Source organism: Pseudomonas sp. Larv2_ips (assembly GCF_963879675.1).
In the GTDB taxonomy this organism is placed as follows: domain Bacteria; phylum Pseudomonadota; class Gammaproteobacteria; order Pseudomonadales; family Pseudomonadaceae; genus Aquipseudomonas.
Genome location: NZ_CAWOAW010000031.1, coordinates 492,288 through 507,389, shown reverse-complemented (window position 1 = coordinate 507,389; position 15,102 = coordinate 492,288). Strand labels below are relative to the sequence as shown.

Here is a 15,102-nt window from a genome sequence, read left to right as displayed (position 1 = left end):
CCCACACTTCTAATTCAGTGTCGGTAGGTGGAACCGGTGTGTTGTTCGGGTAACCGTGCAGTGCCCTGGAAGACTTTTTCGCGCAAGGTGCCGGTTTCATAAGCGGTCTTGTACGACCCACGCTTCTGCAGTTCCGGCACTACCAGGTCGATGAAATCGACATAGCTTTCCGGCGTGACAATGCGCGTCAGGTTGAAGCCATCCAGACCGGTTTCGCTGATCCACGATTCCAGCTCGTCAGCCACTTGTTCGGGCGAGCCGACCAAGGTGATGTAGCGCCCGCCGAGGGCGTGCTGCTCAAGCAATTTGCGCCGCGTCCAATCGTTGTTTTGCAGGTTCTTGGTGGCCGACTGAATCGCGTTGCTTTTCACGTACTGGATCGGCTCATCGATTTCGTATTGAGCAAAGTCGATCGCCGTAGAGGCCGAGAAGTGCGCCACTCCGGCTTCCGGGCTGGCATAGCTCACGTACTCGGCGTGCTTGGCCCAGGCCAGCTCTTCGGTGGCGCCCACGATCACGTTGAGGCCCATGAACACCTTGATGTCATCCGGGTTGCGCCCCGCCTGCGCCGCACTGGCGCGCACCTTGTCCACCTGGACTTTGGTGGCGGCCTTGTTCTGCCCGCTGATGAATACGCACTCGGCATGGCGCCCGGCGAACAGCAAGCCACGCTCCGAGCTGCCGGCCTGGAACAGCACCGGCGTGCGTTGCGGCGACGGCTCGCAAAGGTGGTAACCCTCGACCTGATAGAACTCGCCGTGGTGCTCAACCTTGTGCACCTTGCCGGGCTGCGCATAGACCCGTTGCTGTGGGTCGTTGATGACCGCGTCGTCTTCCCAGCTGCCTTCCCAGAGTTTGTACAGCACTTGCAGGTATTCATCGGCCTGGTCGTAGCGCCGGTCATGCTCGACCTGTTCGGTCAGGCCCATGGCCTTGGCGGCGCTGTCGAGGTAGCCGGTGACGATGTTCCAGCCGACCCGGCCACGGCTCAGGTGGTCGAGGGTGGACATGCGTCGGGCGAACAGATACGGCGGCTCGTAGGTGAGGTTGGCGGTGAGGCCGAAGCCGAGGTTTTGGGTGACGGCCGCCATGGCCGAGACCAGCAGCAACGGGTCGTTGACCGGCAGCTGGATCGACTCCTTGAGCGGCACGTCGATGGCGTTCTGGTAAACGTCGTACACGCCGACGATGTCGGCGATGAACAAGCCGTCGAACAGCCCGCGCTCCAGGGTCTGCGCCAGGTCGGTCCAGTATTGGAGGGTCTTGTACTGCGTCGAGGTGTCCCGTGGATGCGTCCACAGGCCATGGTTGATGTGCCCGATGCAATTCATGTTGAAGGCATTGAGCAGGATTTTTTTCTTCGCCATTAAATGGTCCCCCGCAGTGGCGGGTTTTCATCGTTGAGGTAGTAATTGCCCACAGCAAAGTACTTCCAGCGCACCGGGTCGTGCAGGGTGTGTACGCGGGCGTTGCGCCAGTGGCGGTCAAGGCCATGTTCGGCCAGGGTCGCCTGGCTGCCGGCCAGTTCGAACAAGGTGCTGCCGGCGGCCAGGGAAATTTCAGTGCTCAAGGCGCGCACTTCGGCGACGGCGATGGAGGCTGCCGCGACGGTTTCGGCAGTGCTGTCGGCCTGGGCGCGGTCGAGGAACTCACCGGAGCGTTCCAGCAATGCCTCGGCGGCGTGCAGGCGGATGCTCAGGTGGCCGAAGCTTTTCAAGGTGAGCGGGTCTTCAGTGGCCTTGTCGTTGCCGGAGTCGATCCACGGCCGGGTCTTGGTGCGCACAAAATGCAGCGCATCCTCGAAGGCGGCGCGGGCGATGCCGGTGTCGATGGCAGCGTGAAGGATCTGCGCCAGCGGGCCGACCGTGGTCGGGCGCTCGAAAGCGCTCTGGAACGGGACCACGTCCTGGGCGGCGACCCACACGTTGTCAAACACCACGGAGCCGCTGCCGGTGGTGCGCTGGCCGAAGCCGCTCCAGTCGTCGATGACCGTCAGGCCTTCGCTGTCGCGCGGCACAAATGCCAGTTGCTGCACGCCGTGTTCATCCACCACCGAGGTGGGGATGCGTTGGGCGTAGATGGCGCCGGTGGAGTAGAACTTGCGGCCGGTGATACGAAAACCGTCGCCGTCGCGGGTGATTTTGGTCACCCGGTCATGGGCAGTTTTGGTACCCAGCTCCGCCAAGGCGTTGCCGAAACGTTGGCCTGCGAGCACTTCGGCGTACAGGCGTTTCTGCTGGGCCGGGCTGCCATTCACGCGCAGCACTTCCAGGGCATAGAAATGGTTTTGCGGGATCTGGCCCAGCGACGCGTCCGCCTGGGCAATCAGCGCAATGACCTTGGCCAGGGTGACGTTGGACACACCCGCGCCACCGTGTGCCTTCGGCACGCTGATGCCCCACAGGCCGGAGCGCGAAAACACGTCCAGTTCGGGCAGGGGCAGGCGGCGTTCACGGTCGCGCTGAGCGCTGTCGCGACCCAAGTCTTCGGCCAGGTCGCTGGCGACAATAAGGGCTTGTTCGTCGCTGGTGATAACCGCGACGTTTGTAGAGAAAGTCATGATGTTCTCCAGATGTCTGGTCGGTCAGATCCAGGAATGACGAGCCGGCAACGTGCCGTTCAGGCGATAGGCGCCGATGGCGTGATACTTCCAGCGCACCGGGTCGTGCAGGGTGTGCACGCGGGCGTTGCGCCAATGGCGGTCGAGGTTGAATTCGGCGAGGGTGGCGCGACTGCCGGCCAGTTCGAAGAGCTTTTCGCTGACCAGCAGCGACACTTCGGTGGTCAGCACTTTCGCTTCGGCCACGGCAATTGACGCGCGCGCGGCGGATTGCGCGGTGATCGGCGCAGCGCTGACCTCGTCCAGCACCTTGCCGGCCTTGCGCAACAGGGCTTGGGCGGCATGCAGTTCGATGTTCAGCTTGCCGATATCGGCGATCACATACAGGTCATCGCTGGCGCGTTCGACCTTGGCGTCGATCCATGGGCGCGAGCGTTCACGCACGAAGGCAATGGTGTCATCGAGGGCGCCGCGGGCGATGCCGGCGTCGATGGCCGCCTGGATCAATTGCGAGATGGCGCCCTGGATGTTCGGGCTTTCGCCGATGTGCCAGTTCTCTATCACCAGTTCGGCGTCCACCGGTACCCGGTCAAGCAGCACGGTGCCGCTGGCGGTGGTGCGCTGGCCGAAGCCCGACCAATCATCAACGATGCGCAGCCCTTGCGTGCCACGGCGCACAAAAGCCATGACTTGTTTGCCGTCATCGTTCAACGCCTTCACCGCCACCCAATGGGCAAACAGCGCGCCGGTGGAGTAGAACTTCTGGCCGCTGACCACGTAGCCGTCGCCTTCGGCGGTGAGCCGCGCTTTGAGTTCCAGGGTGTTTTTGGTGCCGCGTTCCGGGCCGCCATTACCGATGCGCCAGCCGTCGAGGACGCTCTGGAACAGCTGCTTTTTCTGGCGTTCGGTGGCAGTGCCCTGCAGCAGATACAGGATGCCGAAGTGGTTTTGCGGGATCTGCCCGAGGGCCGGGTCCGCCGCGCTGATGATCGCGAACACCTCGGCCAGGGTCACGAACGATACCTGTGGGCCGCCGTATTCACGGGGAATGGAAATACTGCCCAGCCCGCTGCGGGTGAACTGCTCAAGCTGCGCCCAGGGCAGCTTGCGCTGCTGGTCGCGCTTGGCCGCTTGCAGGCGCGCGGCCTGAGCCAGTTCGTGTGCTGCGCTCAACGCTTGTGCGTCGTCGCGCAGCACAGCTGCCGGCAACAGCAGTGGGGCTACGTCCAGATCACTCTGGGGGGGTGTTAGAGCCAAGTTAGACATCAGCGCCGCTCCTTGGCTGCACGTAATGCCCTGGCGTTATGCACCGGGGTAATTCTGACCATACCGACCTCGCATTCAATGAAATAAAAACAGAAAAATCAGAGATGTCCGGTGGTCCGGTGCATATACCCTAAGCGTGTTAAATCTTTAAATAAACTAACTTCTAGGAATATGCATAGAAGGTCTGTTACCCAGGTTCGCAGGGAGAACCGGGCTGACGTGGTTGATAGGTCGACGCGGCCCCGGCCAGGCGGGGTGGCGCCTGCGAGGAGCAGGCGGCGATGTTCAACGTGCGCGCGGGTGCCCAGCGCGAATTATTGCCAACGCGATCCAGAATGCAGTACGTCACGTCCAGCCGGCAGTCGTCGCCCGCTTCGACAATCACCGCAGAGGGCACCCACACCTGCACTGTCAGACCGACGTCCTTGCGCTGGATCGTCGGCAGGTCCAGACGCACGTCGCCCCAACGCAGGGTAATGGCGTCGCCAGTGGTCATATGCGCGTACGGCTCGATGCTCAGCGGAATGCCGCGTCGCACCTGGCTACCGTTGATGCCGTAGCGGCGGATCATGTCGGGCAGGCTGACGGGCGCAAGGTTCTGGTTTTCGTCACTGAACCGAGGCGACGGCTGGCCACCGGGTGGACAGGTCTTGACCCGCACGTGCGTGACTGCCGAACGGGCCGGGCCGTGGCCGATCTGCATGACCTGGTAGTGAATCTGCGCCGAGCCATCCTGCACAAAGCTGTGCGGGATGCGCAGGCGGGTGGGGGTGCCGATTTTGCACGCGCTCACGCGCCGGGAGTCGGCAAAGCAGTTGTTCCAGAACAGCTCGATCAGGTCGCCTTCCTCCATGCCGGGGTAGGGGGCGATATCCACCTGCAGTTGGGCGGCGGCGAGGGCGTTGATACCGTATCGATTAGCCTGGGGCAGCGTCGGGGCGGTGAGCATGGCCGAGGGTGCAGTGCGCGTCATAAGTAATCTCCTTGATGCAGCCAGCAGCAATCGTTCCGGTGCCCGTGGCGCGAGTGTGCGCAGGGTGCCGAAAGGAACGATTCAGTGAATAGCCGGGATAGGATCCAATCCTCTGGGCCCTAGATAAGAGGGTTGGCCGGCGGGCGTCAATGGCGGCAAAGGGCTAAACGGCGGGTTGGAGCAGATTCAGAAAGAGCTGACGAGGCGGGGGATTTTAAGGTGGGTGCGGCGGTGCGTTTTATTCGTTATCGCGAGGATTTTATGTAGGAACGCGCTTAGGTGAGAGCTGGCTTGCCTGCGATAGCATTGCTGCGGTGTGACTGACACACCGAGGTGCCTGCATCGCAGTCAAGCCAGCTCCCACCCAGGTTTTTCGGGGTGTCAGTGGGCTAAAAACTTGCTCAGGAACTGCTTGGTCCGTTCTTCCTTGGGGTTGGCAAACAGCGCCTTGGCTTCGCCCTGTTCGACGATCACGCCCTTGTCGAAGAAGATCACCCGGTTGGCCACATCCCGAGCGAAGCTCATCTCGTGGGTGACGATGACCATGGTGCGGTTTTCTTCGGCCAGGCTGCGGATGGTTGCCAGTACTTCGCCGACCAACTCTGGGTCGAGTGCCGAGGTGGGTTCGTCAAACAGAATCACCTCCGGCTCCATGGCCAATGCACGGGCAATTGCCACGCGCTGTTGCTGGCCACCAGACAAGCGCCGCGGGTAAGCCCCTTCCTTGCCCGCCAGGCCGACCCTGGCCAGCAGCGTACGGCCCAGTTCGGTGGCTGCTTCGCGCGGCATCTTCTTGACCACCATCGGGCCTTCGATGACGTTTTCCAGCGCGGTGCGGTGCGGGAACAGGTTGAAGTTCTGGAACACAAAACCCACGTGCTGGCGCAGGCGCCGCACCAGGCCTTGTTGCTGGTTGAGCGGCTTGCTGCTGTCGATCTCGATGTCACCCACCTTGATGCGACCGCTGGTAGGTTCTTCGAGGAAATTCAGGCAGCGCAGGAAGGTGGTCTTGCCGGAACCACTGGGCCCAATGATGGCGACAACTTCGCCTTCCTTGACCTCAAGGTCGATCCCGTTGAGTACCACCTGACCCTTGAATTGTTTGGTCAGTTTTTCAACCACGATCATGCTTCAAGACTCCAGGTCATGCCGGTTGACCCGGTCTTCCAGGCGGTTCTGAAAATGCGCCAGGATGCTCGCCAAAATCCAGTAGATCAGGGCAGCGGAGAGATACATGGTGAAGATTTCGAAGGTGCGCGCAGACACCAATTGGGCCTGGCGGAACAGCTCGGGCACCTGGATGGTAGCGGCCAGCGCCGTGTCTTTTACCAGCGAAATAAAGCTGTTGCCCAACGGCGGCAAGGCCGTGCGCATGGCCTGCGGCAGGATGGCCCGGCGCAGGGTCTGCGCGCGGGTCATGCCGATACTGGCTGCAGCTTCCCATTGGCCGCGCTCGATGGAGCTGATGGCGGCGCGCAGGATTTCACAGGCGTAAGCCGCCATGTTCAGCGAAAAGCCAATCATGGCGGCCGGGATCGGGTCCAGCTCGATGCCCACTTGCGGTAAGCCGTAGTAGATCAGGAACAGCTGCACCAGCAAGGGCGTGCCGCGAAAGAACGACACGTAGACGCGGGCGATCCAACTGACCAGTTTGAAGCGCGACAAACGCATCAAGGCCAGGCCGAAGCCCAGCAGCAAGCCGAAAAACATCCCGCCAAGGCTAAGAATCACCGTGTAGTACGCGCCCTTGAGCAGAAAGGGCGCGGAGTCCAGCGCGAGTTGGAAACCTGCTTCCATTATTGAGTGACGTCAGCGTTGAAGTATTTCTCGGACAGCTTCTTCAAGGTGCCGTCGGCACGCAGTTTGTCGAGGGCCTTGTTCACGGCGTCGAGCAGTTCAGGCTCGCCTTTGCGCAGGGCAATGCCGGCTTCCTGACGGGAGAAAGCATCGCCAGCGGCAGCAGTATCCGGAGCTTTCTTGGCGTATTCCAGAGCGGCCAGACGGTCGATCAGGATGGCGTCGATGCGGCCGATGCGCAGGTCCTGGAACTTGGTAGGGTCATCGTTGTAGGTCTTGATGATGGCTTTGGGTTGGTTGTCCTTGAGCCATTGTTCGTAGTTGGTGCCCAGGCCTACGCCGACTTTCTTGCCGGCCAGGTCGTCGGCGGTCTTGATGGCGTCGACGTTTTTCTTCAGCACCAGCGCCTGGATACCGGAAACGGTGTAAGGCTTGGAGAAGTCGTACTTCTTCTTGCGCTCCTCGGAGATGGTCACCTGGTTGACCACTGCGTCCAGGCGCTTGGATTCCAGGGCCGCGAGAATGCCGTCCCACGGTGTGGCTTGCAGCTTGACCTTGACGCCCAGCTCTTTGGCCAGCGCTTCGGACAGCTCGACTTCGAAACCGCTGAGCTTGCCGCTTTCATCGACGAAGCTGAACGGCGGGTAGGTGCCTTCCAGGCCGATCTTGATCTCGCCGGCCTTCTTGATGGTGTCCAGCTGTTCACCAGCGATGGCTTGGCCCATCAGACCAGCCCCAAGTGCCAAGCCCAATGTGCCAACCAGCAACGTGCGACGCAATACAGAAATAGTCATGAACAGCCCCTGTGTTTTTTATGTTGAGCGAAGCAGGTGACGCAGTAGTCGTATCCTGCCTTAAAGCGCGAAGCGCGTCTTCGCCTTCGGCGCGACTATAAAGCCAGTTTCTAAGACTTGAAAATAATATAAATTCAATTTGTTATTCGCTATTGGAATATACAATCAATCTAGTGTGGGAGCGGGCTTGCTCGCGAATGCGCTGTATCAGCCACCGAATGGATGGGCTGACACTCCGTATTCGCGAGCAAGCCCGCTCCCACCTTCTGATCTGCGTTTATTCAATTAAACGCGGTGTCATACGCAAACAACGCCGGCGCTCCGCCGGTGTGCAGGAAAATAATCGGCCCGTCCTCAAACCGCTGCCGCCCAATACCATCGAGCAGGCCGGCCATGGCCTTGCCCGTATACACCGGGTCCAGCAGCAGGCCTTCCTGGCTTGCCAGTAACTTGACCGCAGCCAGGGTGCCGGCGTTCGGTTCGCCGTAGCGCGGGCCGAAATATTCGTCCCACAGGATCACTTTGAACGCGTCCGGAACGCCCACGCCGAGCAACTCAGCGGTGCGTTCGGCCAGGCCTTGCACTTTCGGGAACTGAGCTTGCTCGGTGCGCGACACGGTGATGCCCACCACGGGCAATGTTGGCAGCACTTCGCTCAACGCCAGGGCGAGGCCACTGTGGGTGCCCGCACTGCCGGAGGCGAGTACCACGGCAGCGAACTCAATGCCGCTGGCTTCGATCTGCCCGGCTAACTCCAGCCCGGCGCGTACGTAACCCAGCGCCCCGAGTGCATTCGAACCGCCGATAGGCACCAGGTACGGCTTCTTGCCGTTGCTGCGCAGGCGATCGGCGAGGGCATTGAGTTGGTCGTCAACGTTGTCGAGGTTCTCGACCCGTTCTACTTTGGCGTCAAACAGCTCCAGCAACAGGCGATTGCCGTTGCCCAGGTAGTTCGGGTCTTCGGTGCCGGTCGGGTTCTCCAGCAGTGCAACGCAACCCAGGCCCAACTTGGCGGCCAGCGCAGCAGTTTGGCGCACATGGTTGGACTGGATCGCGCCAGCGGTCACCAGGGTGTCGGCACCCTGGGCGAGGGCGTCGGCTGCCAGGTATTCGAGTTTGCGCAGCTTGTTGCCGCCCATGGCCAGTGGCGTGGTGTCGTCGCGCTTGACGTAAATGTCCCTGCCCAGCCAGGCCGACAGCCGCTCAAGTTTTTCCAGGGCAGTGGCACCGCCCAGCAGGTCCAGGCGGTTAAAACGGTCGAGCTGTTGTTTGATCATGGCGACGCACAGTGGCTAAGTGATTGGGCGACTATAGGCAGGCACTTTTCATCGGGCAACCGCCAATCGCTTATGTCGGTTAGTTCTTAGCATCACACCATTGGTTCTTAAGGGCCGTCAGGGTGCATACCGTAAAGTGATGGGCAATTCGTCAGGAGTGAATACCGTGAGTGAGCGTTCCAGCCATTGGCAATTGCAGACCATCGTCAGCCAGCTGCGCAGCGCCCGGGACCAGTGGCGAACGCGCAATGGCCGCTTGAGTGGCGAGCACGGCGGCCGCGAATTGCCGTCGCGCGAAGCCGTGGCGCAGATTCTTGAATCGCTGTGCGGCGCGTTGTTTCCGATGCGCCTGGGGCCGGTGGACTTGCGTGAAGAAAGTGAAGACTTTTACGTCGGCCACACCCTCGACGTCGCCTTGAATGCCCTGCTCGGCCAGGCGCGCCTGGAGCTGCGCTACGCCGCACGCCAGGGCGGCCAGGACGACAGCGAGGTCGATGCCCTGGCGATCCGCCTGATCCAGGATTTTGCCCTGGCCCTGCCTTCGCTGCGCAGCCTGCTGGACACCGACGTGCTGGCCGCCTACCACGGCGACCCGGCCGCGCGCAGTGTGGATGAAGTGCTGTTGTGCTATCCAGGGATTCTGGCGGTGATTCACCATCGCCTGGCGCACCATCTGTACCGCGCCGGGCTGCCGCTGCTGGCGCGGATCAGCGCGGAGATCGCGCACTCGGCCACGGGTATCGACATTCACCCGGGCGCGCAGGTCGGCCCGAGTTTCTTTATCGATCATGGGACGGGCGTGGTGATCGGCGAAACCGCGATCATCGGCGAGCGGGTGCGCATCTACCAAGCGGTGACGCTGGGCGCCAAGCGCTTCCCGGCAGATGAAGACGGGCAGCTGCAGAAGGGTCATCCACGCCATCCGATCGTTGAGGATGATGTGGTGATTTATGCCGGGGCGACGATTCTGGGGCGGATCACCATCGGCAAGGGCTCGACGATTGGCGGCAACGTGTGGCTGACCCGCAGTGTGCCGGCGGGGGCGAATATCACGCAGGCGAATTTGCAGCATGAGGATGGGGCGCAGAAATAGAGAATCAGTACAAAGCCCCTGTGGGAGCGGGCTTGCTCGCGAAGGCGGAGTGTCAGTTACTGGATATGTTGCTGACCCACTGCATTCGCGAGCAAGCACGCTGCCACATTTTTGACCGCATTCCATTTTTGAGCCGTACTTAACGTGGAAATCGCTGAACGATTTACCTCGCGCACCCGTCATACCAATCCCTGAGCTAGTGTAGGAATGACCTACCACTCAGCCCTGCGATTAGTCCCAAACCGCCTATTCATGTTTAACTTGAATGTTCGTTCAAGTTAAACCGGTGGTTCGCTGCCCGCTCACAACAGGAGGCTTACCTTTGCTGAGTCCGTTATTTACAGCCACATCCCACACCCTCGGGGTGCATCGTTCATGAGTGCATCGTCCACCCCATCCAGCGGCATGGTGCGCATGAATGCGCCCGTTTTCTACTTTGCCGCCAGTTTCATCCTGCTATTCGGCATCACGGTCATCGCTATCCCGCAACAGGCCGGTGCCTGGCTGCTGGCTGCGCAAAACTGGGCGGCCAACACGGTCGGCTGGTACTACATGCTCGCGATGACGCTGTATCTGGTCTTCGTGGTGGTCACCGCGTTATCGGGCTACGGCAAGATAAAACTCGGTGCCGACCACGACGAGCCCGAATTCAGCTACCTGTCCTGGGCCGGCATGCTGTTCGCCGCCGGGATCAGCATCACGCTGTTCTTCTTCTGCGTGTCCGAGCCGCTGACGCATCTGGTGCAGCCGCCCCAAGGCGCGCCGATGAACGCCGATGCCGCGCGCCAGGCCATGCAGATCCTGTTTCTGCACTGGGGCCTGCACGGCTGGGGCGTCTTCGCGTTTGTTGGCATGGCCCTGGCGTATTTCGCCTACCGGCATAACCTGCCGCTGGCGCTGCGCTCGGCGCTGTACCCGCTGATCGGCAAACGCATCAACGGCCCCATCGGCTACGCAGTGGATGGCTTTGGCATCATCGCCACCGTGTTCGGCCTGGGCGCCGACATGGGCTTTGGCGTGTTGCACCTCAATTCCGGGCTGGATTACCTGTTCGGCATTGCCCACACCCAATGGATTCAGGTTGGCCTGATCACGCTGATGATGGGCGCCGCGATCCTCGTCGCCGTCTCCGGTGTCGACAAGGGCGTGCGGGTGATGTCCGACATCAACATGCTGCTGGCCTGCGCGCTGCTGCTGTTTGTGTTGTTCGCCGGGCCCACCCAGCACTTGCTCAACACCCTGATCCAGAACATCGGCGACTACCTCGGCGCCTTGCCGACCAAGAGTTTCGATGTGTACGCCTACGACAAACCCAGCGACTGGCTGGGCGGTTGGACGGTGTTCTACTGGGCCTGGTGGATTGCATGGTCGCCGTTCGTGGGCCTGTTCATCGCGCGTATTTCCCGTGGCCGTACCATCCGCGAGTTCGTGTTCGGCGTGCTGCTGATCCCGCTGGGCTTTACCCTGGCGTGGATGTCGATCTTCGGCAACAGCGCCATCGACCAAGTGCTGAACCACGGCTTGACCGCCCTCGGCCAGTCGGCCATCGATGACCCGTCGATGAGCCTTTACTTGCTGCTGGAAACCTACCCGTGGAGCAAGACGGTCATCGCGGTCACGGTGTTCATCAGCTTCGTGTTCTTCGTCACCTCGGCCGACTCCGGCACCGTGGTGCTGTCGACCTTGTCGTCCAAAGGCGGTAACGCCGATGAAGACGGGCCTAAATGGCTGCGCGTGTTCTGGGGCGCGATGACTGCGTTGGTCACCAGTGCCTTGCTGTTTGCCGGCAGTATCGATTCGCTGAAATCGGCGGTGGTACTGACCTCGTTGCCGTTCTCGCTGATCCTGCTGCTGATGATGTGGGGGCTGCACAAGGCGTTCTACCTCGAATCGCAAAAGCAGATTGCCCAGTTGCATTCGCTGGCGCCGGTATCGGGCTCACGCAAGGGCACCGGCGGTTGGCGCCAGCGCTTGAGCCAGGCGGTGCATTTCCCGTCGCGCGATGAGGTGTACCGGTTCCTTGAGACCACGGTGCGCCCGGCGATCGAAGAAGTGACGGCGGTGTTTGTCGAGAAAGGCCTCAGCGTCGTCACCCAGCCCGACCCGTCGAACGACAGCGTCAGCCTGGAAATCGGCCACGGTGAAGAGCACCCGTTCGTGTATCAAGTGCAGATGCGTGGCTATTTCACGCCGTCGTTTGCGCGCGGCGGCATGGGCTCCAAGCAGCTCAATAACCGTCGCTATTACCGCGCGGAAGTGCACCTGAGCGAGGGCAGCCAGGACTACGATTTGGTGGGCTACACCAAGGAGCAGATCATCAACGACATCCTCGACCAGTACGAGCGTCACCTGCAGTTCCTGCACTTGGTGCGCTAGTCCCCTGTGCTTGCCCGCGATCACATCAGCTCGGTGTTGAGATACACCGAGCTGGCTGCATCGTGGGCAAGCCCGCTCCCACGAAAACGCCCGCAAAGCCCCGTCCTACGGGGCTTTCTTAAATTTAATTTCATTCGTTCAAGCCCCGGTTTGACGCGTAACTGTCATCTGGCCACTGCGTAATTGTGTGAAGCGTTTGACGCTTTCATTTCAGAACAGTGACGGAGACCGGTAACAATGAAGACGTTAATAAGCCCCGTGGTGGGTGTCGCCATGGCGAGCTTTATGCTGTCCGCCCACGCCGATTTTATCGACGACAGCCACGCCGATGTGACCTTGCTCAACCGCTACCTCAACCAGCAAGGGCGTGATGTGGTGAACAGCAACGCCAAGGCCCACAGCATTCGTGATTGGGGCCAGGGTTTCGAGTTCAACTTCAAGTCGGGCTACACCGATGGGCCGGTTGGTTTTGGCCTCGATCTGCAGGCCTTCTATGGCTTGAAACTGGACTCCGGTGGTGACCTCAATGACAAGGACCACCAAGGGCGCTACCCCGGCAGCATGTTCCCGTTGGACAACGGCAAATCCGCCGACCAGTTTGGTGTACTGAGCCCCACATTCAAGATGCGCTTTGCCAAGGATGAGCTGCGCGTGGGCACGCTGTACGGCAACAACCCGGTGCTGGCCAACACCGACGGGCGCCTGTACCAGCAGACCAACACCGGCGTGCAGCTGGTGTCCAAGGACCTTACCGATTTCACCTTCACCGGCGGCGATATCTTCAAGACCAAGATCCGCAACGAAACCGGCGACCAAGGCATGATCACCGCCGGTGGCACCAAAGAGAGTGACCGTTTCCTGTTCGGCGGTGCGGACTACACCGGCATTCAGAACACCACCGTCAGCCTGTGGTATTCCAACCTTGAGGATTACTACCAGCAGTTCTTCCTCGGCGCCAAACGGCATGATGCGTTGTCTGTGGGCGCCATCGACACCGACGTGCGCGTGTTCCGCAGCCTGGGTGTGGGCGCCAACGCCGATGGCGACAAAGACTTCGCCGGGGCCGGCCTCTACGGTGACGGCACCAGCAAAGGCCGCATCAACCAAACCACCGCCAGCTTGCTGGAGAGCTACAGCCTGGACGGCCATACGGTCGGCCTCGGTATCCAGAAAAACAGCGGTGACAGCGACTTCCCGTACCTGGATTCGGGCTTGAACAGTGGTGACGCACGCCAAGGCCCAGGTTCAGGTGCGGACACGCCGGCGCTGACCAACATGCAGCTGAACAAATTCCAGCACGCCGGCGAGCGTACCTGGCTGGCGCAATACAAATATGACTTCGGCAAGCTGGGCCTCACCGGCCTGACATTCTCGGCCGCGTATGCCCACGGCGATGACATCCGCACAGCGCAGGGCGACACCAGCGAATGGGAACGCAACATCGCGGTGGCCTACCAAGTACCCACCGGCACCCTCAAGGGCCTGGGCGTGACCTGGAAAAATGCCCACGCCAGCCCGGACATTACCGGCGCCACTGTGCAAGATGAAAACCGCTTCTATGTGAGCTACGTCGTTCCACTTTGGTAGGAAATTGCTGTAAAAGAGACGGGCATAGTTAAGCGATTCAGCGGCTTAAAAGGCCTGGGAATAACCTTATTCCCAGGCCTTATTTGCCCCTAAGCCCAGAGAGGATTCGATGACGTACATTGCTGCCGAAAACCGCTATGAATCTATCCCTTATCGCCGCGTAGGCCGCAGTGGATTGGTGCTGCCTGCACTGTCCCTGGGGCTGTGGCACAACTTTGGCGACAGCACCCCGATCGACACCCAGCGCGCGTTGCTGCGCACCGCGTTCGACCTGGGGATCAATCATTTCGACCTGGCCAACAACTACGGCCCGCCCTATGGCAGCGCCGAGATCAACTTCGGCCGTTTGCTGCGCGAAGACTTCAAGCACTATCGCGACGAACTGATCATCTCCAGCAAGGCCGGCTGGGACATGTGGCCCGGCCCTTACGGCCAGGGCGGCGGTTCGCGCAAATACGTATTGGCGAGCCTGGACCAGAGCCTGCAACGCCTGGGCGTCGACTACGTGGATATTTTCTACTCCCACCGTTTTGATGCCGACACCCCGCTGGAAGAAACCGCCAGCGCCCTCGCCACCGCCGTGCAACAGGGCAAGGCGTTGTACATCGGTATCTCGTCTTATTCCGGCGTGAAAACCCGCGAGATGGCTGCGCTGCTCCAGGAATGGAAAGTGCCGCTGCTGATCCACCAACCGGCCTACAACCTGCTCAACCGCTGGGTGGAAAAAGACCTGCTGGACACCACCGAAGAACTCGGTACCGGCGTGATTGCCTTCACGCCGCTGGCCCAGGGTTTGCTCACCGACAAGTACCTCAATGGCGTGCCGGCGGATGCGCGGGTTAATCGCCCAGGGGGTGGTTCGCTGCAGGCCAAGCACTTGTCCGAAGCCAACATCGCCCACGTGCGTGCGCTGAACGAAATTGCCAAGCGTCGTGGCCAGAGCCTGGCGCAACTGGCGCTGGCCTGGACCCTGCGTGACCCACGGGTGACCAGTGCGCTGATCGGTGCAAGCCGGCCGGAGCAGATTATTGAAAACGTCGGGGCGCTGCAGAACTTGAGCTTCAGTGCTGAGGAACTGGCGGAAATCGATCGGTTTGCCCAGGAGGGCGGGATCAACCTGTGGGAAAAACCATCGACCGCTGAATAACCTGATAGCACCGGGTCAATGTGGGAGGGGGCTTGCCCCCGATGGCGGTGTCAGTCGCGTAACCCGTTGACTGACCCAGAGCTATCGGGGGCAAGCCCCCTCCCACATTTTATGTGCAGTGTGGCGACTAGAACGGCACATCCCCAAGAATCGTCGCGCGGTGCATCAGTCGCCGCTGTGGCCGTAATGATCGACCGCTGAATAACCTGATAGCACCGGGTCAGTGTGGGAG

General features: G+C 61.0%; 12 protein-coding genes. 4 read left to right on the top strand and 8 right to left on the bottom strand.

The genetic code is table 11. The features are described from left to right. Window positions 1–14: 14 nt before the first annotated feature. The 8 genes from AACV02_RS27865 to AACV02_RS27830 form a co-directional block, all read right to left on the bottom strand. Window positions 15–1,367, bottom strand: coding sequence for an LLM class flavin-dependent oxidoreductase (locus AACV02_RS27865; RefSeq protein ID WP_119738218.1), 1,353 nt, complete (start codon window positions 1,365–1,367; stop codon window positions 15–17). Continuing rightward, window positions 1,367–2,560: an SfnB family sulfur acquisition oxidoreductase gene (locus AACV02_RS27860; protein WP_119738216.1), complete on the bottom strand. Its 1,194-nt coding sequence runs from the start codon at window positions 2,558–2,560 to the stop codon at window positions 1,367–1,369. Before AACV02_RS27860 ends, AACV02_RS27865 begins: the two co-directional genes overlap by 1 nt. Window positions 2,561–2,584: 24 nt before the next feature. Next, on the bottom strand, window positions 2,585–3,826 hold the full coding sequence (locus AACV02_RS27855; protein ID WP_119738214.1) for an SfnB family sulfur acquisition oxidoreductase: 1,242 nt from the start codon (window positions 3,824–3,826) through the stop codon (window positions 2,585–2,587). Between the two features lie 187 nt (window positions 3,827–4,013). Further along, window positions 4,014–4,799: a hypothetical protein gene (locus tag AACV02_RS27850; RefSeq protein ID WP_119738212.1), complete on the bottom strand. Its 786-nt coding sequence runs from the start codon at window positions 4,797–4,799 to the stop codon at window positions 4,014–4,016. A 381-nt stretch (window positions 4,800–5,180) separates the two neighbouring features. Beyond that, window positions 5,181–5,927, bottom strand: a complete 747-nt coding sequence (gene tcyN / locus AACV02_RS27845) for an L-cystine ABC transporter ATP-binding protein TcyN (protein WP_106577394.1) — start codon at window positions 5,925–5,927, stop codon at window positions 5,181–5,183. Window positions 5,928–5,930: 3 nt separating this feature from the next. After that, window positions 5,931–6,596, bottom strand: a complete 666-nt coding sequence (gene tcyL, locus AACV02_RS27840) for a cystine ABC transporter permease (RefSeq protein WP_106577395.1) — start codon at window positions 6,594–6,596, stop codon at window positions 5,931–5,933. Next, complete coding sequence (gene tcyJ / locus AACV02_RS27835; protein ID WP_106577396.1) at window positions 6,596–7,390, bottom strand: cystine ABC transporter substrate-binding protein; 795 nt, start codon at window positions 7,388–7,390, stop codon at window positions 6,596–6,598. Before tcyJ ends, tcyL begins: the two co-directional genes overlap by 1 nt. Window positions 7,391–7,671: 281 nt before the next feature. After that, entirely contained in the window at window positions 7,672–8,667 is a 996-nt protein-coding gene (locus tag AACV02_RS27830; RefSeq protein ID WP_106577397.1) for a D-cysteine desulfhydrase, read from the bottom strand. Window positions 8,668–8,833: 166 nt separating this feature from the next. Here AACV02_RS27830 and epsC point away from each other — a divergent pair, with 166 nt between their 5' ends. From epsC to mgrA, 4 genes are all read left to right on the top strand, one after another. Then, window positions 8,834–9,760, top strand: a complete 927-nt coding sequence (gene epsC / locus AACV02_RS27825) for a serine O-acetyltransferase EpsC (protein ID WP_119738210.1) — start codon at window positions 8,834–8,836, stop codon at window positions 9,758–9,760. Between the two features lie 414 nt (window positions 9,761–10,174). After that, window positions 10,175–12,136 carry a choline transporter BetT gene (gene betT / locus AACV02_RS27820; RefSeq protein ID WP_164487965.1) on the top strand — a complete coding sequence of 654 codons (1,962 nt, stop codon included), beginning with the start codon at window positions 10,175–10,177 and terminating at the stop codon, window positions 12,134–12,136. 237 nt (window positions 12,137–12,373) lie between these two features. Then, complete coding sequence (locus tag AACV02_RS27815) at window positions 12,374–13,723, top strand: OprD family outer membrane porin (RefSeq protein WP_119738208.1); 1,350 nt, start codon at window positions 12,374–12,376, stop codon at window positions 13,721–13,723. A 109-nt stretch (window positions 13,724–13,832) separates the two neighbouring features. Next, window positions 13,833–14,870, top strand: a complete 1,038-nt coding sequence (gene mgrA / locus AACV02_RS27810) for an L-glyceraldehyde 3-phosphate reductase (protein ID WP_119738206.1) — start codon at window positions 13,833–13,835, stop codon at window positions 14,868–14,870. Window positions 14,871–15,102: the final 232 nt, after the last annotated feature.